The organism is Bacillus sp. NSP9.1, assembly GCF_000465465.2.
Lineage (GTDB): Bacteria > Bacillota > Bacilli > Bacillales > Bacillaceae > Bacillus > Bacillus sonorensis_A.
Genome location: NZ_CP048273.1, coordinates 345,500 through 367,778 on the forward strand (window position 1 = coordinate 345,500; position 22,279 = coordinate 367,778).

Sequence of the window (22,279 nt, forward strand, 5' to 3'; positions counted from 1 at the left end):
CTTATAATTTAAATTATGGAAAAAGACCTACAAACACATTTTTGCCAAAATTCAAAAATATGAGTCTCTCATTTTAATACAGAGGTGACGATTTAATGAGCTATTCGGATATGCTGGATCGCATCCATGCGGCGATCTCCAGCCAATCAGCCGATCTTGAAGAAAAAATATCGAGACTGAAACGGGCTAAAAGCAAAATAGAAGCAGAACAAAATACGTCTTTAAAAGAAATCAAAAAGATCCAAAGTCCCAATCTGGGCTCATCGTGGAATGGCAGCCGTTCAGAAAAATTTTCGGAGGCAAGAGATGAAGCGTACAATGAAATGCAAAACATCACCATGAATGATTATGAAAGCTATAAGGCAAGGATCCAATCCAAGATCGTGTTGCTGGAAATCGAGCAGGGTGCTTTATCCGCTGCAAGGGGGCTGGCTCATACGGCAGATGAGCTTCTTTCAAAAGGGGAGGAAGCCCTCGAAGAACTGGGCAGCACCATCGGTGATTTAACAAGGCGTCTGTTCTAGGACCGAAGAGGTTTCAAATCGAAAATAATTAAAGAAAGGGCTTAAGGCCGATGAAAATCTACGAAGCAAAAACCTTAATCTCTGCGATGAAAGAACGCTCGCAGCAATACCGGGATTTAAGAGAGCAAATCGCTTCTTTGAAAAAGCAGTTTCATAATGTCGTAAACCTTGGGGATGATTTTCAGGGAGAAGGTGCTGAAGCCATCAAAGATTTTTATCAGGCACAGGCAGATGTTGCAGATGCATGGCTCGGCCTGATCGATAAACAGGTTGCCTTTTTCGACGGCATCGCCGGCGCTGCCGAAGACCTCGACCTTTCTGGGGATACGGTCGTCAAGCTTGACTTTTTAGAAAATGAGCTGGCAAATGCTCACGCCACATCAAAGTCCATCGTTTCCGAACAAAAAAAAGAGCTGAAAAAAATCTTTGCTGAAATCGATGATGTGCTCACACTGGAAACGTTTTCGAGCGAAACCTTTGAATCCCATCTGAACAAAGCGAAAAAAGAACGTGAGGAAACGGTAACAAAAGTAAACGAATTTGATGCAGACTTAAAGTCAGAGTATGCCTTATCAGAAACAGAAGAAAGTTTTGTCCTGGGCTTGTACGGTGCGCTTGTTCATGCGACACAAAAGGGCAAGGAAGCCTCGCCCTTATACTTTAACGCCAATGCCTACCACAATAGCGAAGTCTACGGGCTGAAGGACGAAGTCGAAAAGGGAACATCCGAATACCTTTCAATCAAAAAAGAGCAGGAAGAAGCAAGACGGATCGCGAAAGAGCAAGAGGAGCTGGCAAACAGGCCATGGTATGAAAAAGCCTGGGATACAGTTTGCACCTTTACCGGGGAAGTGACAGGCTATTATGATTATAAAAGAGCGACGGAAGGAATCGATCCCGTTACAGGCGAAAAGCTCAGCGCTGCTCAACGGGTCACAGCCGGAGCTATGGCCGCTGCAGGCTTTATCCCGGTGGTCGGTTGGGCCGGTCGCGCCTTTAAAGGCGGCAAAGCGATCTATAAAACAGCCAAAGGTGTCAATGCTGCTGAACATGCCCTTGACGCTTACAAGTCGGCAAAATCGCTGGACTACTTGAAAAAAGCAGAATACGGGATTTACGGTTTAACAGCGGCGAACGGTTTCGGAGAAGCGGCGACCGGACGGGATATGTTCGGCAACAAATTATCAGACGAACAGCGGAAGCAAAGCCTGTTCAATGCGCTGGCCATTACAGGCGTGGGAGCGGCGGCGCGTTATGCCGACAAACTTCCGGTGAAAAAGCTTCCATACAAGGCCCACAGCAGCAAGTGGATCAATGATAAGCTGAACCGGGCCAAGCAAGCTGTCGACACAGTCAAAAAGAATGTAGGAAAGATCGAAGTCCCGGTCGGCATTCGCGTCGAACAGCTGGCGACACACGCCGGACCAGCGGTGGCCCGCATCGGTGTTGAGAAAAAATCGCTGCAGGATTTGCTGGCATTTTCTGCGAAGGACGGCCCAAGGCGAGCAAAACCGATATGGGATCCGAAACCGGAAGGCATGTCACAGAAAGACTATGTCGCTCATAACGGCAATCACTACAGCAAGGAAAAAAGAAGGGAATTATACGAGAAGCTTAATAAGAACAACAGGGCTTATGTCAAGGAAAAAAGAGTGCCGCAGGACCACGAAACGTTCCTCAGCGGCGAGGAATTTAAACGAACGAAAATCCGTGTAAAGGGCGCTCAAGTATATGAAAAAGACGGTCTGTATTACTACCGTGATACGCTTCATGTAGGAGAAGCCTCCCATATCGAGGTGTTTGACCGCACAGGGAGAAAACATCTGGGGGAAGCGGATCCGATCAGCGGTGTATTGGACCCGAGCAAAGCGGATCCAAACAAATCGATTTCAAAATTCATCAAATAGCGTGCTGAAAGGAAAATACCATGAAATTACTTGAACTTCATCAAACAGAATCTGAAAAAGACATTTATTTTATGGAAGTGCTGTCTGATAAAGTAGTCGTCAATGACGACTACGAAGGCATCACCGTGTTCAACGGCCATTTAAATGTGCTCAAGGAGTTCAATGTAGAGGACATCGTCATTGATGCTTCTTTTAAAAACGCCTCAGGGGAAGAATTGGTTGTTTTCTTCCAGGGTGAACGGCGGCTGTTTTATTTCAATCTGAAAAACATGAATCAGCAAATATGCGATGTGAAAGACGATCTTCCCGTTTTGTCCAAATATTATGTATGGGGCAAGGATGAGATTGTATTTGTCACATATGATGACGAGTTTTACCAATACAGCATCAAGGAAAATACCTTCGCCAAGATTGACGGTGCTGAGGTAAAAGACGCATATGAGACGTTCTATTCTTTTTGGTCGGAAACAAAGGGTTCGCCTGTGGTAGGCTATGACATGGATGAGCCGCACATTATAGCGAATACGAGAAATAACAGATACTATGTTTATCCTTCCAACAGGGACAAAATATTTTTGACATCCAGTTATAAGCCTCATGAAGTCCATTATTCCGGTGAAACGGCAATGTTTGTGCAGGAGAACATCATCGAATTATCGACTCAGACTGAGCGCGTCACATTGCAGCCTGAGAACAATATGACATTTTTAAGAGGAAGGTTTTTGGGACAGGATAAAATCGCTGTTTTAAGCAGCCACAACTCAGACCTCCTCAGCCAAATCAAGATATACCATATAGCAGACCTGACTTGAAGATTTGATCTTCAAGTTTTTTTGTGCTTCGGTTCTAAAACAAAAGCCCCTGCATAGGCTGGTATTTAAGAGGACGGACTAGTCTATTTATGATATGGGAAGTGAGACGATTGACGAGATTCCATTACTTTTTTAAATTGCATCCATTGAAAATCCAAGAGGGCTGGAAGGTTATCGAAAATCATTTATATCAAAAGCCCGTTCGCGACCGCCGTCAAAAATTGCTGCTCCTTGAACAGGAAGAAAGCCGTGAAATCGTACAAGTCGATCATGACGGAGGGAAGCGATATGCCATCAGGCTGATCGACGCCTGCGGAAAGCGGACAGGCGAGATTTCAGATATTCCGTACGACGAGCTGGTCGAACGATTGGAGAAGGTCATTTTGAAAGAGGATGGCGATCAAGGGAATCCAGGCGATTTGCTGAGGCTGCGCATCCCGACCGGCTGGGCGGTTTTGCGCCATGGCTTAACAGATATCAATCCGGATGAATTAGCTTCTGGCAGCAAGCTGTGGCAGTCCCATTTCAAGCAGGATCTGCTCCAGCTAAAATGTCGTGAAAAAAATCTGTTATTAGATGTAGAATGGTTTCCGGAAACCGATCCGGCAGGCCATTATGCGCTTAAACTGATTAAAGATGACGATTGGAAGCATCCAATTGAAGACAAATGGTGCATCCATCCGAAAGAGCTTGCTTATGAAATCGGCTCTGTTTTAAAAAAAACCTGTGAGCTCGAATATAAAACTTGAACCGGCGGGCGCCGGTTTTTTGATTTGAACAAGATGTCATATTTTTCTTGCCGAAAGGAATGAAATGGCATATGATGAAAAAGGTTTCATAAACATGAGGGGGTATATAAAATGAAAAAATGGTTTGCTGTTTTCCTTTCCATCGGTCTCGCCATCGGTTTTTCCTGCAGTACCGGCGACACCGCGGAAGCGAAAACAAAAGTGAAAACATATAAAAATTGCAAGGCGCTGAATAAGGCGTATAAAGGCGGTGTTGCCCGCGCTAAATCGGTAAAAAACAAAGGCGGTAAAACGAAGTACAAGCCTTATGTATCCAAAGCGCTGTATGACGCGAATAAAAGGCTTGACCGCGACAAGGATAAAATCGCCTGTGAACGCTGATTCCCTCAAATGAGGGAGTCTTTTTTGATTTTATGAAAATTCAAGACTGTTGAAACATAATGTTTACAGTCAGAAGCTATACTTTTATAGCGAACGGCAAGTCAACAGAAAAAGGGGAGTGGGTCATATGTCAGCAGGTCTAAAAAAATCGGTGTTGTCTTCATTGATTGGAGCGTCCTTCGGTTTACTGCTGTTTGCGCCAAATGCGGCCGCGGCAGAGCAGGAGGGGAAACCTCACAAAGTGGATGTCATTGCGCACAGGGGGGCTTCCGGATATGCACCTGAAAACACGGTGGCCGCTTTTGATTTAGCGTACAAAATGAAGTCCGATTATATCGAATTGGATGTGCAGATGTCAAAGGACGGGGAGCTTGTCGTCATCCATGATACGACGGTAAACCGCACGACAGACATTGATTCAGAGGAGCCGGTCGCTGTAAAGGATCTGACGCTTGCCGAGCTGCGCAAGCTTGATGCGGGGAGCTATTTCGGACCGCAGTTCACCGGTGAACGCATTCCGACGTTTGAAGAAGTCCTTGACCGGTATAAAGGAAAAATCGGCATGCTCATTGAATTAAAGGAGCCTGCCCTCTATCCGAGCATAGAGGAAAAAATCGCCGCAGCTCTAAAAGAACGGCGCATGGATAAGCCGAAACACGATCAAGTGATCGTTCAATCATTTAACTTCAATTCCGTACGGAAAATGCATGAACTGCTTCCGGCCGTCCCGACAGGTGTTTTGACTTCAAAGGTCACAGACCTGACAAATGAAAAGCTGAAGGACTTTTCCGGGTATGCCGACTATGTCAATGCCAATTTAATCAATGTGGCCGTTGATCCGACCCTTGTTTCACGGATTCATGCGCTCGGCATGAACATTACGCCTTGGACCATCCGTTCCCGCCACGAAGTTCCCCCGCTTATCAAGGCTGGAGTGGATGGAATCGTAACAGATTACCCGGACTATGTTCCGAAAAAAATACGCAGGTAAGAAAAAACAGCCTGCAGTATATCTGCAGGCTTGGTTATTCAATAAAACTGGGCCAATAACAGCAATGTAAGCGTGACGGTGATCGCTCCGCCGATCCTTGTGGATACTTGGGCAAACGGCATCAGCTCAAGGCGCTCAGCAGCACTGAGAATGGCGATGTCGCCGGTGCCTCCCTGGCCGGAATGGCAGGCGTTGATGATGGCGGTTTCGATCGGGTACATGTTGAGCCATTTTCCGGTCAAAAAGCCGACGGCCATCATTGTGACGACAACAGAGACGATCGTGATGATGTTGGCAATGTTGAACGCGGCGATCAGCTTGTCCCAAGGTGTCATGGAGACACCGATGGCAAACAGCAGCGGATAGGTGACAGCAGTTGAAAAAAAGCGTGACACACTGTAGGCTCCGTTTTCTAAATGTGCCGGTGCCAGACGGAACAGTTTAACGGCTACGGCCAATAAAAGCATCATCACAGGAGCAGGGAATCCGAATAAATCATGGGAAAGCATGCCGACCAAATACAGTGAAACAACCAATATCCCGCCGGAAGCAAAATGAGACAGGTTAAACACGCTTTCTTTTTCCTTATCCCGGCTCTCAAGCGGGAGCGTATCATCGGTTTCCGAGCGGTCCACCTTACCATTGCCCGTCCATTCCGGTCTTTTCTTTCCGACAACATTTAAAACGCCTGATAAAATAACAGCACTTAAGCTCCCAAACATAATGGAAGGGATGACCAATGCAAAGGCTTCTCCCTGGGACATCGGCATAATCTCAGAATAGCCGATGGACAGCGGGATCGCCCCTTCGCCGACACCTCCGGCCATGATTGGAATCACAATATAAAGCAATGTGTGCTGAAACCCCAGGCCGAGCAATGTGCCGACCAATAAACCGACTGCCCCCGCAGCGATCGACCCGGCAATCAGCGGGATGAATATTTTAAGAAATGCTTTGATCAAGGTTTCTCTTTTCATTCCTAAAATACTGCCGACAACAATCGCTGCAATGAATAGATAAAGGAAGTTTGAGTTTTCTGTAAATTCAGTTGTTGATTTAATGATATCCTCTGGAATCAAGTGATAATAGACGATCGCCGAAGGTATAAATGTGGCGAGAATCGCGGCCCCGCCAACAGAACGGATGAACGGAATCGACTTGCCGATTTGTGCGAATGTAAAGCCGAAAAACCCCGTAACAGCAATCGCAGTCAAAATGTCGCTTTTAAGGTCATGCATATAAACGAAGGTGACGATCAGAGCGAGTAGCAGTAGATAGACAGGCAGCGGAATGATGCCGATTTTCAGATGCATCGCTTTGGCAAAAAAGTTTTCATCTTTTTCTTTTGGCTGTTGAATCGGAATATGTTGAACTTCTGATTTTGCTTCCATCATTATTTCCCCCATTCTTAAAAAATCCCTTTGCTGTGTTATTTAACTAAATTAAGTATACTAAAAAAGTCAAAATTCAGACAACCATGCAAGAAGACCTACCGGTTCCCTGTTGATTTTAAAGTGTCCGCCTTTGCTTGTCTTGATCATACAAAAGGCAGCTTTTCGGTAGCCGAGAGCTGATTTAAATAGGCTCGGATCCTCAAAACCCTGATTTTGGAAGGTGAATGGACACAAAACGGCTGTTATTCCGTCAAAAATAAATCAAACATTTAGGCGGGAAGACCTTTTCACCTTGAAGAAGACCGTTTCAACAGACGGCTGGCCATCCCCGATTAGCAGAGGCTTCTGCGACCAATGGTTCAGATGCGGCTGAAAACGTAGCAAGGGATGCTGTTGTTTTAATTGAAATGGAATATACATCAAATAAATGAAAAAACAATACGATAGAATCGTTTGTAAAAGGGTCTATAGTTTCATAAAATATTGTGTTATCATCACAAAGAATTAAAAAAATAGTATTTTATAAGGAAATTGAGATTGAAAAGTGGTAATATATTCGAGTGTGAAAAAATTATGGATATGTTGGTAAAAGACCCTGCCTCAACGGGGTTTTTTCTCTGCCATAAAAATTGTCATAGGAGAAAAACATGGAATACATATTACACTACTACCCTCTGGTAATGGTTGTCTTGCTCTTGGTCGGCTTTTTAGGCTGCCTGGCAAGTCCGCGTTTTAAAAAGCCGCTGATTATCATGTGTCTGATCACAAACGCCGTTTATATTGTTTGGCGGTTCGGTTTTACCCTTCCAAGTTCCGGCCCGCTCGATGTGGCCATGGGTGTGATCCTCGTTGCAACCGAATGCATCGGCTTTGTGCAGCTATTGATCTTTTATACGCTCATGTGGAAGGAAAAAAAGCGGGCGCCAGAACCGCTTGATGATCAGGAGCAATGGCCGACCGTTGATATTTTAATTGCGACGTATAACGAAGAGCGGCATGTTTTGAAAAAATCGGTGGCAGGATGTCTGAATCTCGATTATCCTCAAGAGCTTGTCAATATTTATCTTTGCGACGACGGCAAGCGAGCGGATATTCGCAAGCTCGCTGAAGAGTTCGGCGTTCATTATTTGACGAGAAAAAACAATGAGCATGCCAAGGCGGGAAATCTGAATCACGCCATGAGCTGTTCAAATGGCGAACTGATTGTGACAATGGATGCCGATATGGTGCCGCTGCCTGCGTTTTTGCAAAAGACCGTCGGCTATTTTAAAAAGAAAAAGGTCGCTTTTGTACAAACACCCCAAGCCTTCTATAATGAAGATCCATATCAATACAACCTGTTTTCAGGCGCGAATATTCCAAATGAGCAGGACTTTTTCATGAGAAGGCTCCAGGCCGGAAAGGACCGTTTTAATGCTGTTATGTATGTCGGCAGCAACACCGTGTTTCGAAGAACTGCTTTAGAGGAGATCGGCGGTTTTGCAACCGGAGTGATTACGGAAGATATGGCGACGGGAATGCTGTTGCAAACGAAATACAAATCTGTGTTTGTCAAAGAAGTGCTGGCGGTCGGTCTTGCACCCGAAACCTGGACCGATCTTCTGAAACAGCGCGACCGCTGGTGCAGAGGAAATATTCAGTGCGGAAAGAAGTGGAATCCTTTATTTTTAAAAGGCCTCACACCGATGCAGCGGATTCTGTATTTTGACGGCATCCTCTTTTGGTTTTTCGGTGTCTTTAAAATGGTGTATATTTTAGCGCCTTTATTGTTTTTGCTGTTTGGGATTCATAGCTTAAAGACAGATCTCTGGGCGATCACTACGTTTTGGCTGCCGGCGTTTTTGGGGTCTTATCTTTCATTTAAGGTCATTTCCGATAGGCAGCGCAGCATGAGCTGGAGCCATATTTATGATACATCGATGGCGCCGCATATGGCGATGTCGGCTTTGTCCGAATTTATCTTCAAAAAACGGTTTGATTTTAAAGTGACGCCTAAGGGAGTCAATACCGACCGGCGCAAATTTAAATATATGACAGCCTATCCGTGCGCCGTGCTGCTTGGCATGACGTTGGCGGCTCTCGGCAAAACGCTTTACGATTATGTCGTCCTTCATACATTTGACATCAATGTGACATCATACAATTTATTTTGGGTTCTTTATAATATGGCGGGGCTCGTTCTCGCTTTGCTCGTCGCTTTTGACAGGCCGAGGTTCCGCAGCTCTGAGCGTTTCAGCATCAACCAAACGGAATCCTTTTCAACAACCGCTTCAGAGCAAATCCATCAATGTGAATTGAAGGATATCAGCGACACGGGTGCCCGTATCAGCCTGCCTTATTCAGCAGATGCGGATATGTATTATCAAGTGGACGGCCTTATGATTGACGGTGTCGGGAAATTGCCGGTACAGGTGATCTGGACGACGAAGATAGGAAACGAAATCGAAATTGGACTGAGGTTCAAAGAGATGGAGCGCGACCTGTATGTCAAGCTGATCGGCTATATGTTTCAGGCGGAAAATGCGAAAAAAGCCGACCGGGAAAAACGGGCTGACACATTGTCAACGGCTGTGCGCTTTTTGATGAAAACGGAAAAGAGCCCGGAATCATTCAAAAGAAAGTATGTCCGCGAAGCTTTTCAAGGAATGGGGACGCTCCTTTATCCCGCGGCCTCAGAGCAAAATCCGCATCAAATTGTGATCAAGGATATCAGTGTGTCAGGCTGTCAAATCGAAGCCGACGTCCCGCTTGAAATCGACGGGAATGTTTTGATTTCAATTGATGAGAAGCATCCGGAGGAAAGACTGGCGCTCGTTTGCTGGACAAAAAAGAAGCGAAAGCGATATACGGCGGGATTGAAATTTCTCGGGTGAAAAATCAGGCGGGGTTTCTGCCTGACAATTTTAAAAAGACCCTTCAGCATAAGCCTTTAGGGTCTTTTTTGTCATCGATCTTCTTTTACGGTCCGCCCCTGTTCAAATGTCATGTTTTGCTTCAGCGCGTTTTCTTTTGCGGTGATCGTATCCGGCGCGATTTTGAAAACAACGGTTTTGCTGCCTAGAGACGACCGGTACTTTTCTACATGGACTTTTTGCAGCGAAGAACTGTAGTATCCTGGTACATATTTGTCAAGAAGAGTCTGCATGGCAGATGTTGCTTCATCTAAATCAGTGATGATTGACGCTGTGCCAAAAAGTATGACGCTCATATATGCGGTATCTGTTTTTGCGGGAACCGGGTGAACCATTGTTCCATATTGTTCACTGACCGTGAAGCATACGTTTGGATTTTCGTGCAGCATCTCAATCTTTCGCCCTTCTGATGCTCCGTGAAAGTAAATCTGTCCGTTTTTCCAAACGAAGTTCAAAGGGATGACATAGGGTGTCCCTTGAGCGGCCAAGCCGAGGTATCCGGTTTGGGCTTCGCTTAAAAACCGGCCGATTTTTTCTGAATCTGTGCAGGCCCGCTGCTGCTGGCGGATGGAATGGTGCATAGCGGTCACGCTCCTTTTTAGGTGTTATGATATGATTGTAGGTTGTTATTGTCCCTTTAAAAAGAGACAATAGAAGAAAACTTGATGAGGTCAGATGATGATAGAATTAACGCCTTTACTAGACAAAACAGTGAGGACACCGCTTTATATTCAGCTCTATCAATATATTAAAAAGGAGATTGAAGAGGGCGGGATCCCTCCCGGCACGGTTCTGCCGTCTATCCGCTATTTATCCCGGCATTTACATATCAGCAAAAATACCGTTGAGAGCGCCTATCAGCAGCTGACTGCAGAAGGGTATACAGAGAGCAGGCCAAGAAGCGGCATCAAAGTGCTCCCGCTGGAAAAACCGCTTTTTCCGACTCGCCGCTTTACATATCCTGTACGGCAAAAACGCGAGGAAGAACCTTCTGTGCAATATGATTTTCAGTATGGCGATATCGATTTGGACCATTTTCCGCTCAAAACATGGAAGAAGTGTCTGCAAGATGCGATGAACAGTGAGAGTCCGGATTTGTTTCTGTACGGTGATCGTCAAGGCGACAAAGGTCTCCGGGCAGAATTGGCCAAGCATTTATTTCAAGCAAGAGGCGTCCGCTGTTCCTCTGAGCAAATCGTGGTCTGTTCAGGGACGCAGTCCGCGGTCAGCCTGCTTTGTCAGCTGCTCTCCTCCAACGGGCGGATGGTTGCGGTTGAAAATCCCGGGTATGACGGTGTCCGCTCCGTTTTTCTGAACCATGGATACGCCACCCATCCAATCGGGCTTGAAGCGGATGGAATCGATTTGTCGCAGCTCAAGAAGAGCAGGGCGAAGCTCGCCTACATTACGCCATCCCATCAGTTTCCATATGGGATGGTGCTGCCGATTCAAAAACGATTGAGATTGCTGAAGTGGGCTGACCAAAATGATGCCTACATTATTGAAGATGACTATGACAGTGAATTTCGCTATCGGGGTCAGCCTATTCCATCTTTAAAAGCGCTTGATACAAAAGATCATGTCATTTATCTAGGGACATTTTCCAAATGCTTTTTACCGGCGGCCAGATTAAGTTATATCGTTCTGCCGCAGAAGCTGACAGAGCGATTCCGCGAAAGATTAGGCCGCTACAGTCAATCTTCCTCACCGATGATTCAAAAAGCGATGTATTTGTTTATGAAAGAAGGGTTTTTTGAAAGGCACATTCGCAAAATGAAAAAAGTGTACCAGGAGAAGCATCAAACATTGATTTCAGCGATCGAAAAGCATTTCGGCAATGAGGTCAACATCATCGGAGAAAAAGCGGGACTCCATATTTTAATGGAAATCAGACGGGATATAAAGGACCTCATTGGTAAAGCGGAAAAGCATGATGTAAAAGTTTATCCCGTCTCAGACTTTTGGATCGATCCACGTGAGAGCCCCTCTTCCATCGTGATGGCGGGATTTGGAGGACTTTCTGAACAAGACATCGAGGAAGGGATCGAGAGACTCTATCAGGCATGGTTTGCGTGAATGCTCAAAACACCCTGGCGTCCGGCCGATATTAAGAAAGCAAAAAAAGTTAAACCGAAAGCAGGAAAGAAGAGTGAAAAAAACGAAGCTGATCCTCATGTTGTTTATGTTGACGGGAGCGCTTTACGGGTGTTCCAGCCATGAAGCAAAAGGGGAAGAAAAGGCAATATCAAAAGCGGCGCAGCAGGCGCCGGAGCGATCTGAAAAGGATTCTCAGCAAAACCCAGCGTCCATTGATACAGCCGATTGGATCAAAGTAGACGGACCGGCCCGCATTCCGATTCTCATGTATCACAGCATCTCATCGGGAAACAGCCTGCGGGTGCCGGAGACGGAATTTCGCGGACATATGAAATGGCTCAAGGATAACGGCTATTACACGCTGACGCCCGAAGAAGCCTATATTGTCTTAACACAGGATAAAATGCCGAGTGAAAAATGCGTGCTGATTACGTTCGACGACGGCTATACAGATAACTTTGAAAAAGCATACCCGATTCTAAAAGAATATGAGATGAAGGCGACGGTTTTTATGATCGGCAAATCGATCGGCAGAAAGAATCATTTGACCGAAGCCCAAATGAAAGAAATGGCCGGGCACGGTATTGCCATCGAAAGCCACACGATCAATCATGTCGAACTGAACGGACTGGCGCCGGAGCAGCAGCTGAGCGAAATGACGCGTTCCAAAACATTGTTTGACGGTATGCTCAAGCAAAACACAATTATGCTGAGTTATCCGGTCGGCCGCTATAACGCCGAGACGCTCAAACAGGCTGAAAAAGCGGGCTATCAAATGGCGGTGACGACAGAGCCGGGTGCGGCTCGAAGGGATCAGGGGATGTATGCGCTGCACAGGGTCCGCATCGCGCCGGGCATGTCGCCGGAAGCGTTTGGAAGAATGATAGAACACAGCAGACAATAGGAAAGGGCATTCACCAATGCCGCTTTCCTTATTTTTTATCGCTTTGGTGCGTCGGGTTGATGATAAGCCGCAGATTCGGGCGCATACCTTCAGAGGTTCGGCGGTTTTCCGTCTGCCCTGGTGCGGTTTCGATTACCCTCAAACATCCGGTCGGCGCTGCTGGCTGGCGGACCAATGTTTCGCTTTTCACGGCCGCTTTGTTATACGGTCTTTTGTTGCTCTTGTCAAAAAAGAATGAATACAAAATAAACAGAGCGAATAAAACCAGTAAAAAAATCATCTGGAAAAACCCCTCCTTGTCATGAATGTCTTCTTTTAATATCGAACAAGCGGGTGCAAAGTTTTATATATTTTGTATCGGAATCGAATTTTTATGACTTTTGTATCGGTTGAAGAGTGGGGAGCTGTTGTCCTAACATCATTCCCAATCGGAAGTCGGGTTAAACAACTGAATTGACTAGAATGTTTTTGGAGTAGATGGTGAACAAATTATGAAGGGAATTGGCCGCTGATTGCAGCAAGAGCTGCATCCAGCCTAAGAATCCGAGCAGGAGCAGGAGAAAGGCGGCCGGCAGGTTTTAACAGCCGCCGCCACCATCGCCGCCGCCACCGCAATCACCGCCGCCGTCTCCGGATGAATCAGGACCCCCGACAAAGAAAGTTGAAGAGCCGCTGTTGTTTCCGTCGGACGGCGCCATGGCGGCGTAGAGGAAGAATATCACCAAGATAAAACCAATTATTCCAACTAGCATATAAAAACCCCCTTCATAATATATAACTTTTGTTTTTATACGATTAGCAGGCTGGAAAGTTTCGCAATTTTGTAAAAAATAGTCTTACATAGATAATATGACTTTATCCATTTTACCCCGCAAGTCTTTTAGAGAGGGAATTTTCATGGAGATACATTTCAAGTACAGTGGCAAAATGAGTCGTTACAACGTTTTCAAATCGGTATTTTTCACTTCTCCGCTGCCGGACGAGAGCGATTCCATGATATAAGCGGATGTCAAAGCCTTTTATGTTAAGAATATCATAAAAAGGTTTTTTCATATGAGCGTCTAAGGTTTTTATATACCAGATCATGATTATTCAGCTTCAGTAAGTTAAAATAGGAATGGACGACTGTATAAAAAGGAGAGGATCAAGATGCCGAAGTACAGAGGTTATATCGGAACGTATACAAAAGCAGACAGCGAAGGGATTTATACATTCGAGCTTGATACGGAGAACAAAGCGTTAACGACGCCGAAGCTCGCTGCAAAGTTAGGCAGTCCGACATATTTGAATATCGCCAAAGACAATGAAATGCTGTATGCGGTTGCGAAAGACGGAGACAAGGGCGGAGTTGCCGCGTATCGGATTGATGGCTCCACCGGTGAGCTGACCTTCATCAACGGGCAAACGGAAGAAGGGCCGTCACCTTGTCATGTCAGTGTCGATCAGGACAATCGCTATGTTCTTTCCGCCAATTACCACAGCGGGACGATCATCTCTTATCCTTTAAATGAGAACCGCGGTCTGCTTGCACCTTCATCAGAGGTGCATCATGAGGGATCAGGACCGCATGAGAGACAGGAAAAAGCACACACCCATTATTCCGGATTTACGCCTGATCAGAAATATGCAGTGGCGGTCGATCTCGGAACGGACCTTATCATCACGTATCAATTGAAAGAGGGCCGGCTTGAAGAAGTGAAAAAACACGCTGCTGCACCGGGCTCAGGGCCGAGACATATCGAGTTCCACCCGCAGGAAAAGTATGCATATGTATTAACGGAGCTGAGCAATGAAGTCATCGTGTTGGAATACAATCCTGATTTGGGTGAATTCAGGGAGATTCAAGTGATTTCGGCATTGCCGGAAGGCTTTGACGGTGCGAGCCAGGGCGGCGCCATCCACGTCACAAAGGACGGCAAATTTGTATACGCTTCAAATCGCGGACACGACAGTGTTGCCGTCTTCAGCGTCAACGAACATTCGGGCGAGCTTACCCTTGTTGAACACGTGTCAACTGAAGGGGAATGGCCGCGGGACTTTGCGCTTGATCCATCCGAACAGTTTTTGATCGCTGCCAATCAGGAAACAGGAACACTGACATTGTTTGCAAGAGATGAAAAAACGGGGAGACTGACGCTTTTGCAATCTAATGTCCCGGCTCCGGAAGCGGTTTGTGTAAAATTTTTATATGTCTAGTCATAAAAAAACTTGATTGGCCTCCCTGCCAGTCAAGTTTTTTCGTTCTATGTTTAACTTTTAGAATTGCTGTCAAATTGTTTTTTAACCTTGATAAACGCCGCCATCTGTTTGATGTCTTCTTCAGAAAGAAGCGTCCCGTCGATCGCAAGCTTGTGCTTGCCCCATTCGGTCAACTCAATGGCATCACTTTTATCCTTCCCATTCCGCGGATCGTCAACTCTGCCAAGCAAATAATCGGTTGAGGTGTTGAATAAATCAGCGATTTCGATCAGCGCCTCTAAAGAAGGGCGGCGATAGCCTGATTCATAGCCCGCATAAGTGCTTTTTGCAATCCCGAGAAGGTCGGCAGTATATTGCAATGACCATTTTTTACTTTTTCTCAGTGTTGTTAATCGATCTAAATTCATATTTTACGCTCCTTTTGATTCAAAGTGATTATAGCATAATATCAGGAAAAGTGTACGCGTAATGAATAAACTTTCTTGATTATTTCACATTTGAAGACTATAATTGCATTAAAGGTACGCAAAAAGCGTATACAGCGCTTACATGCAGACCGCCATTGATTTTCTGATCGTGCTTTAGACTGAATAAATTGACTTCTTAAAGAGGTGTTGCACATGAAAAAGTTACTGCTCTTGACCACCGGCGGGACCATTGCTTCAGTAGAAGGAGAAAATGGACTGGCACCGGGGGTTAAAGCGGAAGAGCTTCTCAGCTATTTATCTGATGACTACTCAAATTATACGATAGATTGCCAATCTTTAATGGATATAGACAGTACAAATATGCAGCCTGAACACTGGGTGCAAATGGCGGAAGCGGTTTATGAAAATTACAGCCGCTATGACGGGTTTGTGATCACCCATGGCACAGATACGATGGCCTATACATCGGCAGCGCTTTCATACATGCTGCAGAATGTTGACAAGCCTGTTGTGATTACGGGTTCCCAGGTTCCGATTACATTTAAGAAGACGGACGCAAAGAAAAATATTAAAGACGCGGTCCGCTTTGCCTGCGACGGGATCGGCGGAGTGTACGTCGTCTTTGATGGACGTGTCATTTTGGGAACGAGAGCGATCAAATTGAGAACGAAAAGCTATGATGCTTTTGAAAGTATCAACTATCCTTATATCGCTTTCATCCATGACAAGGAAATCGAGTACAACAAGCGGGCGCCTGAGGCAAAGCCTGGCACATTGAAGATTGATACTTCCTTAAATACTGATGTGTGTCTTTTAAAATTGCACCCCGGCTTAAAGCCCGAGTTTTTGGATTGTCTGAAAGATTCATATAAAGGTATTGTGATTGAAAGCTACGGCAGCGGCGGTATTCCATTTGAAAAAAGAAACATTCTGGAAAAAGTGAACGAGCTGATCGATTCCGGAATCGTCGTCGCCATTACGACGCAATGCCTTGAAGAAGGAGAAGATATGAGCATTTACGAGGTTGGCCGAAAGGTAAACCAGGATGCCATTATCCGTTCAAGAAACATGAACACCGAAGCAATCGTGCCGAAACTCATGTGGGCCTTAGGGCAAACCGGGGATCCCGGTGAAGTGAAGAAAATCATGGAGACACCGATTTCAGACGATATCATCATTTAAAAAAGAAAGCAGGGTTAGCAAATGAAAGCTGAAATGACATACCGGACGGAAAAAGATTTTCTCGGAGAAAAAAGCATTCCGGCCGATGTCTACTACGGTATTCAAACATTGCGGGCAGCGGAGAATTTCCCGATCACAGGCTACAAAATTCACGAAGAAATGATCAAAGCATTGGCTGTTGTGAAAAAAGCGGCCGCGCTCGCGAACATGGAAACAAAGCGCCTTTATAAAGGCCTCGGTGAAGCGATTGTTCAAGCGGCAGACGAGATTATCGACGGCAAGCTGCATGATCAATTTATCGTCGACCCAATCCAGGGCGGCGCCGGAACTTCAATGAACATGAATGCGAATGAAGTCATCGGCAACCGCGCGCTTGAACTGCTCGGCCACGGGAAAGGGGAATATATTCACTTAAGTCCGAATACGCACGTCAACATGTCGCAATCGACAAACGACGTATTCCCGACGGCCATTCACATTTCGACGCTCAAGCTTCTGGAAAAGCTGCTCGATACGATGGATTACATGCTTGACGCCTTTAAGAAAAAAGCGCGCGACTTTGACCATGTCATCAAAATGGGGCGCACCCATCTCCAAGATGCGGTTCCGATTCGCCTCGGCCAGGAATTCGAAGCGTACTGCCGCGTGATCGAACGCGACATCAAGCGGATTAAACAGTCGCGCCAGCATCTGTACGAGGTTAATATGGGCGCTACCGCAGTGGGAACCGGGCTGAATGCAGATCCCCGCTATATTGAACATGTCGTCAAATATTTGGCGGACATCAGCGGACTTCCGCTTGTCGGCGCTGACCACCTTGTCGATGCGACGCAAAATACGGACGCATATACGGAAGTATCAGCGGCATTGAAAGTCTGCATGATGAATATGTCCAAAATCGCCAATGACCTGAGATTAATGGCATCTGGTCCGCGCGCAGGACTGGCTGAGATTTCCCTTCCGGCAAGACAGCCGGGCTCGTCGATTATGCCGGGAAAAGTCAATCCTGTCATGGCTGAGCTGATTAACCAAATCGCCTTCCAAGTCATTGGGAACGACCATACGATCTGCCTCGCTTCTGAAGCAGGCCAGCTCGAACTGAATGTGATGGAGCCTGTGCTCGTGTTTAACCTTCTTCAATCGATCAGCATCATGAACAACGGATTCCGTTCCTTTACGGATCATTGTGTGACAGGCATTGAAGCGAATGAAAAACGGTTGAAAGCCTATGTTGAAAAAAGCGCCGGCGTTATTACGGCCGTCAACCCGCACCTCGGATATGAAGCGGCCGCCAGAATTGCGAGAGAAGCGATTCTGACAGGTCAATCGGTCCGCGATTTATGCCTGCAAAATGATGTATTGACAGAGGAAGAGCTCGATTTGATTTTAAATCCTTTTGAAATGACAAAGCCGGGTATTGCCGGTGCGGAACTTTTGAATCGTGATTAACTAACGACAGACGAAAACACTCTAAAGCTTATACCGGGATAGAAATACAGAGTGTTTTCGCTTTTCTTGTAAAACGAATGAGAGCAGTGTAAAGGGTTACGGTCCTGGCCTTTTTCATGATATACTGGGCTGTGTTAGTTAAAATTTTATGAAAAACTTGAACTAAATCGCTATTTTTATGTATTTTTCTTTGAAAGCGTTTCAATTGATAAGGGGGATCTCAGGATGAAAAATACACGGTTGCCGTCTATGCTGGAAATTATTTGTGTATTAGGCGCGTTTTTAGCCATAGTATGTTCGTTTACAGTTAAGTTTGATTTGCCTATTCAGCTGGCATTATTCATTTCATGGTTTTTAGTGATTTTGCTCGGATTTCGCCTCGGGCACCGTTATGAGGATTTGCAAAAATCGATTACAACCGGGATATCCAATGGACTTGAAGCGATACTCATCCTGATAGCCGTCGGCGCTCTGATCGGCACATGGATAGCCGGAGGGGTTGTGCCGACGTTGATTTATTACGGACTTGAATTTATCCACCCGAGCATTTTCCTGCTCGCCACGCTCATCATTTGTTCGATTACGTCTGTTGCAACAGGGACATCCTGGGGAACCGTCGGTACGGCCGGAATCGCCATGATGGCGATCGGGGAAGGACTGGGACTGCCGCTTCCGCTTGTTGCCGGCGCTGTTTTGTCCGGCGCTTATTTTGGAGATAAATTATCGCCTCTTTCCGACAGCACAGTGCTTGCTTCGTCTTTATCAAAGGTCGAGGTCATCAGACATGTCAGAGCGATGCTGTTTTTATCCATTCCCGCCTATATCATCACGGCGGTGCTGTTTACGATTACCGGATTTATTTACGGAACGAAAAATGTCGACTTGGCTAAAGTAGAATATTTGAAAGCATCACTGCAGAACACATTTGATATTCACATTTGGATGCTCATTCCGGCCATCGTTGTCATTGTTCTATTGGCGATGAAAAAGCCGTCGGTGCCGACGATTGCGATCGGTGCTCTATTAGGCGCCATCTGGGCCGCGGTATTCCAAGACATGAATTTTTCCGCTGCGATCGGCACAGCTTACAGCGGGTTTTCAATCGATACCGGCATCGACTTTTTGGACAAGCTTTTAAACCGCGGCGGAATCGAAGGGATGCTCGGCTCTGTCGTTGTCATTATTCTTGGACTCGGTTTTGGCGGTTTGCTTGAACATTTAGGCGTTTTACAAGTGATTGTGTCGAAGTTCCAGAAAAAGCTGACATCAGCCGGAAATGTGACATTTTCAACGATCATTGTCGCTTTCCTGGCAAATGTATTTGGCTGTGCGATGTACGTTTCCCTCATCTTGACACCGAAAATCATGGAAAAAAGTTATGACAAGCTGCATATCGACCGCAGGGTGCTGTCAAGAAACGCGGAGGTCGGGGGGACCATGACATCGGGAATGGTGCCGTGGTCAGATAACGGAATTTATATGGCCGGGATTCTCGGCGTATCGACGTTCTCCTATCTGCCGTTTATGTGGCTGAGCTTCGTTTCCATCGGACTTGCGATTCTGTACGGCTATACAGGGAAATTCATTTGGTATACGGACAAAAAAGATTCACCTGCGGGGTAGCTGATCTTTAATCAATCATTGGAGGTATTTCAGTTATGAATGGCAATAACATTATTCGGAATTTGATGCTGGAGATCCCTTCGGCACCCGGAAACCTTGGAAAGGTGACAACGGCCATCGGCCTTGCCGGCGGCGATATTGGAGAAGTTGAAACGATCAAGGTCGGGCCGAATTATACGATGCGCAACATTACCGTTCAGGTTGAGCATGAAGAGCAGCTGACGGAGATTCTTGACGTAATTCGCAATTTAAAAGAAGGCATCCATCTTCATACCGTTTCAGATGATGTCCTTGCCGCACACGAAGGCGGGAAAATCGGCATGAAGAGCAAGATGCCGATTCACTCATTGGCGGACTTGAGAAGGGTCTACACTCCAGGGGTGGCAAACGTCTGCGAGCTTATAAAGGAAGAGCCGCAAAAAGCAAACATCTATACAGGAATCGGCAATTCGGTGGCGATCGTGACGGACGGAACGGCCATCCTCGGCCTCGGCGATATCGGCCCGGTTGCCGGAATGCCTGTTATGGAAGGGAAAGCCGCTCTATTTGACCAGCTGGCGGGCATCAGCGGTGTACCGATTTTGCTCGATACGAAAGATCCTGACGACATTGTGCGGACAGTTCAAAACATTTCGCCCGGATTTAGCGGGATTCTCCTTGAAGACATCGGTTCTCCGCATTGTTTTGAAATCGAAGAGCGCTTGAAAAACAATTTGAACATCCCGGTGATGCATGACGACCAGCACGGCACCGCTGTGGTCACGCTGGCGGCGGCGATTTCAGCCGCTAAAAGCGCCGGCGTCGACTTAAAGCAGGCGCATGTCGGCCAAATCGGGCTCGGAGCAGCTGGGGTTGCCATCTGCCGGATGTTCATGGCTTACGGTGTCAAACGGGTTGTCGGAACGGATAAATCATTGGAAGCGATGGCCCGTTTGGAAAATTACGGGGGACACGCGGCTGAAAGCATTGAAGAGCTGATGGAAAGCTGTGACATCGTCATCGCCACTACCGGTGTTCCAGGTTTGATCAAGAAACAATGGGTTCGTGAAGGCCAGGTGATTTTGGCTCTTTCCAATCCGAAACCGGAGATTGAGCCTGAAGATGCGCTTGAGGCGGGTGCAGCCTACGCCGCTGACGGCCGGTCCGTCAACAATGTCCTTGGATTCCCGGGCATTTTCAGAGGCGTGTTGAACGCAGGGGCGGAATCGATCAGCCATCCGATGCTGGTCGCAGCAGCAGAGGCGATTGCATCCTGTACAAAACAAGGCGACCTTGTGCCAGATCCGCTGAATCCCGACGTTCATGAAATCGTCGCTGAAGCGGTGGAGAGAGTCGCGCTTTCTGCGATGGGAAAAATGAATGAATAAAGAAAACAAACAGCTGCCGTTTTATTGTAAAACAGATAAAGCGGCAGCTGTTTTTCTTGCAAATGTTAACGGCGATTCCACTGACTGAAAATGGATGTATAACAGATTCGGTTCAGTGAACAGCCAATGGTTATGCAACGCGCTGATGATCAGGCCCTGATCGGTCAGCTTTTTTGTGAAAACCGGGATTTCTTTCGGCAAAATCGCGATTTCCGCCATGTTGAGGGCGATGCCGTTTTGATCAAGCGCTTCGAACATGACTTCCTCCATCCCGACTCCCCTGCTCGGCCTCCCCTGAACTCTGATATTTAAGTGCCGGTTGATACTGACGGAGCAAACGCCGTTTTCGACGTGCGGTTCTCCATTTAAAATTTGTCCGAACTGCCGGCAAATCGTTTGAAAATGCTGCATGTCCGCGAACCTCCCATTTTAATGTCACCTGATTTTATGAATGAAGGCTCGGTTTCATGATCATTTATCAGTGCGGTTTTTTGATGATTTCTTCGCCGTTTGCTTCCGGTTTGTTCGCATAGTTATACATGAACCCCATCATAAATGCTCCGCCGACCAAATTTCCCAATGTAACCGGAATGATATTGTGGACGGCACCGGCCAGGGAAATCGTTTCAGGATGGTCTGTCACCAAGGCGACGGCAAAAGTGGCCATGTTGGCAATGCTGTGTTCGTATCCGGAAATAAAGAAAGTAAAAACAAACAGCATCATGGAGAACATTTTCGCCCCGTCGCCCTTTTGTGACATCGGCACAAAGAACGCCAGACAGACGAGCCAGTTGCAAAGAATCGCTTTAAAAAACAATTCGATGGCTGGCGTATTCATTTTATGCTCGGCAACGCTCAGCAAGAAGCCGGTGGAAGACGAATCTTTCAATAGGCCGCTTGCAAAGATGATGGTTGCGAATAGGACGGCGCCCATTAAGTTTCCCGCATAGCTGAAGATCCACATCTTGATGACATCAGTCCAGCGCATTTTTTTGCGAAGCGCTGCAAATGTATAATAAAACGTGTTTCCCGTGAATAAATCTCCCCCGCCATAGACAATCAATATAATGGCTCCCCCGAATGTGACCGCTGCAATTGGATATGTGAACGGAGACCCCTCAAGATAAAAAAGGTTCCCTGTTTTAAATGCTACGATCACGCCGAATCCGATGAACATGCTTGCCAGTATAGAACGAAGAAGATAATGAAGACGGCTTTGTTCGAATATTCCGTATTTTTTCAAAGCAAGCTCTTCTACGCGAATCAGCGATTTAGTTTCCATGTTTACCACCACCAAGTATTTACTAAGAAGTCTTTTGAGTACGACTTAAGTATAGCAGGATATTGTGAAATATTTCAC

The 22,279-nt window shown here is 46.3% G+C and carries 21 protein-coding genes; 14 read left to right on the forward strand and 7 right to left on the reverse strand.

Annotated features, from left to right (window positions below):
- Positions 1-95 precede the first annotated feature (95 nt).
- The 6 genes from M654_RS01715 to M654_RS01740 all read left to right on the forward strand — a co-directional run bounded on the left by M654_RS01715 (position 96) and on the right by M654_RS01740 (position 5,364).
- Positions 96-524 carry a YwqH-like family protein gene (locus M654_RS01715; protein ID WP_026589279.1) on the forward strand — a complete coding sequence of 143 codons (429 nt, stop codon included), beginning with the start codon at positions 96-98 and terminating at the stop codon, positions 522-524.
- Positions 525-574: 50 nt separating this feature from the next.
- The gene (locus M654_RS01720) at positions 575-2,431 is read left to right on the forward strand and encodes a ribonuclease YeeF family protein (protein ID WP_026589278.1); all 1,857 of its coding nucleotides are present in this window, start codon (positions 575-577) and stop codon (positions 2,429-2,431) included.
- A gap of 20 nt (positions 2,432-2,451) precedes the next feature.
- A complete protein-coding gene (locus tag M654_RS01725) occupies positions 2,452-3,243 on the forward strand; it encodes a hypothetical protein (RefSeq protein ID WP_026589277.1) in 792 nt (263 codons plus the stop codon).
- A 101-nt stretch (positions 3,244-3,344) separates the two neighbouring features.
- Positions 3,345-3,992, forward strand: coding sequence for a hypothetical protein (locus M654_RS01730; protein ID WP_236251237.1), 648 nt, complete (start codon positions 3,345-3,347; stop codon positions 3,990-3,992).
- 111 nt (positions 3,993-4,103) lie between these two features.
- Positions 4,104-4,373 (forward strand): excalibur calcium-binding domain-containing protein, encoded by a 270-nt coding sequence (locus M654_RS01735; protein ID WP_026589275.1) that lies wholly within the window; start codon positions 4,104-4,106, stop codon positions 4,371-4,373.
- 127 nt (positions 4,374-4,500) lie between these two features.
- On the forward strand, positions 4,501-5,364 hold the full coding sequence (locus tag M654_RS01740; protein ID WP_026589274.1) for a glycerophosphodiester phosphodiesterase: 864 nt from the start codon (positions 4,501-4,503) through the stop codon (positions 5,362-5,364).
- Positions 5,365-5,402: 38 nt separating this feature from the next.
- Here the strand turns inward: M654_RS01740 and M654_RS01745 are convergent, their stop codons facing one another.
- Complete coding sequence (locus M654_RS01745; protein ID WP_442858857.1) at positions 5,403-6,755, reverse strand: citrate/malate transporter CimH; 1,353 nt, start codon at positions 6,753-6,755, stop codon at positions 5,403-5,405.
- A 650-nt stretch (positions 6,756-7,405) separates the two neighbouring features.
- Between M654_RS01745 and M654_RS01750 the strand changes: the two genes are divergently transcribed.
- Positions 7,406-9,631 carry a glycosyltransferase gene (locus M654_RS01750; RefSeq protein WP_026589272.1) on the forward strand — a complete coding sequence of 742 codons (2,226 nt, stop codon included), beginning with the start codon at positions 7,406-7,408 and terminating at the stop codon, positions 9,629-9,631.
- Between the two features lie 71 nt (positions 9,632-9,702).
- Here M654_RS01750 and M654_RS01755 read toward each other — a convergent pair whose 3' ends face one another.
- The gene (locus M654_RS01755; RefSeq protein WP_026589271.1) at positions 9,703-10,251 is read right to left on the reverse strand and encodes a pyridoxamine 5'-phosphate oxidase family protein; all 549 of its coding nucleotides are present in this window, start codon (positions 10,249-10,251) and stop codon (positions 9,703-9,705) included.
- Between the two features lie 97 nt (positions 10,252-10,348).
- Between M654_RS01755 and pdxR the strand changes: the two genes are divergently transcribed.
- A complete protein-coding gene (gene pdxR / locus M654_RS01760) occupies positions 10,349-11,746 on the forward strand; it encodes a MocR-like pyridoxine biosynthesis transcription factor PdxR (RefSeq protein ID WP_077735976.1) in 1,398 nt (465 codons plus the stop codon).
- Between the two features lie 97 nt (positions 11,747-11,843).
- On the forward strand, positions 11,844-12,671 hold the full coding sequence (locus M654_RS01765; protein ID WP_051290463.1) for a polysaccharide deacetylase family protein: 828 nt from the start codon (positions 11,844-11,846) through the stop codon (positions 12,669-12,671).
- Positions 12,672-12,699: 28 nt separating this feature from the next.
- Here M654_RS01765 and M654_RS01770 read toward each other — a convergent pair whose 3' ends face one another.
- Positions 12,700-12,951 carry a hypothetical protein gene (locus tag M654_RS01770; RefSeq protein ID WP_026589268.1) on the reverse strand — a complete coding sequence of 84 codons (252 nt, stop codon included), beginning with the start codon at positions 12,949-12,951 and terminating at the stop codon, positions 12,700-12,702.
- Between the two features lie 298 nt (positions 12,952-13,249).
- Complete coding sequence (locus M654_RS23450) at positions 13,250-13,423, reverse strand: hypothetical protein (protein WP_179115679.1); 174 nt, start codon at positions 13,421-13,423, stop codon at positions 13,250-13,252.
- A gap of 397 nt (positions 13,424-13,820) precedes the next feature.
- On the opposite strand from M654_RS23450, the gene M654_RS01775 reads away from it, so the two are divergent.
- The gene (locus M654_RS01775) at positions 13,821-14,867 is read left to right on the forward strand and encodes a lactonase family protein (protein WP_026589266.1); all 1,047 of its coding nucleotides are present in this window, start codon (positions 13,821-13,823) and stop codon (positions 14,865-14,867) included.
- Between the two features lie 53 nt (positions 14,868-14,920).
- On the opposite strand, the gene M654_RS01780 is transcribed toward M654_RS01775, so the two are convergent.
- Positions 14,921-15,277 (reverse strand): helix-turn-helix domain-containing protein, encoded by a 357-nt coding sequence (locus M654_RS01780; protein ID WP_026589265.1) that lies wholly within the window; start codon positions 15,275-15,277, stop codon positions 14,921-14,923.
- Between the two features lie 213 nt (positions 15,278-15,490).
- On the opposite strand from M654_RS01780, the gene M654_RS01785 reads away from it, so the two are divergent.
- The 4 genes from M654_RS01785 (at position 15,491) to M654_RS01800 (ending at position 20,919) form a co-directional block, all read left to right on the forward strand.
- Positions 15,491-16,480: an asparaginase gene (locus tag M654_RS01785; RefSeq protein WP_026589264.1), complete on the forward strand. Its 990-nt coding sequence runs from the start codon at positions 15,491-15,493 to the stop codon at positions 16,478-16,480.
- A 21-nt stretch (positions 16,481-16,501) separates the two neighbouring features.
- On the forward strand, positions 16,502-17,929 hold the full coding sequence (aspA, locus tag M654_RS01790) for an aspartate ammonia-lyase (RefSeq protein ID WP_026589263.1): 1,428 nt from the start codon (positions 16,502-16,504) through the stop codon (positions 17,927-17,929).
- Positions 17,930-18,154: 225 nt separating this feature from the next.
- Positions 18,155-19,552, forward strand: a complete 1,398-nt coding sequence (gene nhaC, locus M654_RS01795) for a Na+/H+ antiporter NhaC (RefSeq protein WP_026589262.1) — start codon at positions 18,155-18,157, stop codon at positions 19,550-19,552.
- Between the two features lie 35 nt (positions 19,553-19,587).
- Positions 19,588-20,919 (forward strand): NAD-dependent malic enzyme, encoded by a 1,332-nt coding sequence (locus M654_RS01800; protein ID WP_026589261.1) that lies wholly within the window; start codon positions 19,588-19,590, stop codon positions 20,917-20,919.
- Positions 20,920-20,940: 21 nt separating this feature from the next.
- Here M654_RS01800 and M654_RS01805 read toward each other — a convergent pair whose 3' ends face one another.
- Positions 20,941-21,330, reverse strand: coding sequence for a DUF1259 domain-containing protein (locus M654_RS01805; protein ID WP_026589260.1), 390 nt, complete (start codon positions 21,328-21,330; stop codon positions 20,941-20,943).
- Between the two features lie 67 nt (positions 21,331-21,397).
- Positions 21,398-22,201: a formate/nitrite transporter family protein gene (locus tag M654_RS01810; protein WP_026589259.1), complete on the reverse strand. Its 804-nt coding sequence runs from the start codon at positions 22,199-22,201 to the stop codon at positions 21,398-21,400.
- Positions 22,202-22,279: the final 78 nt, after the last annotated feature.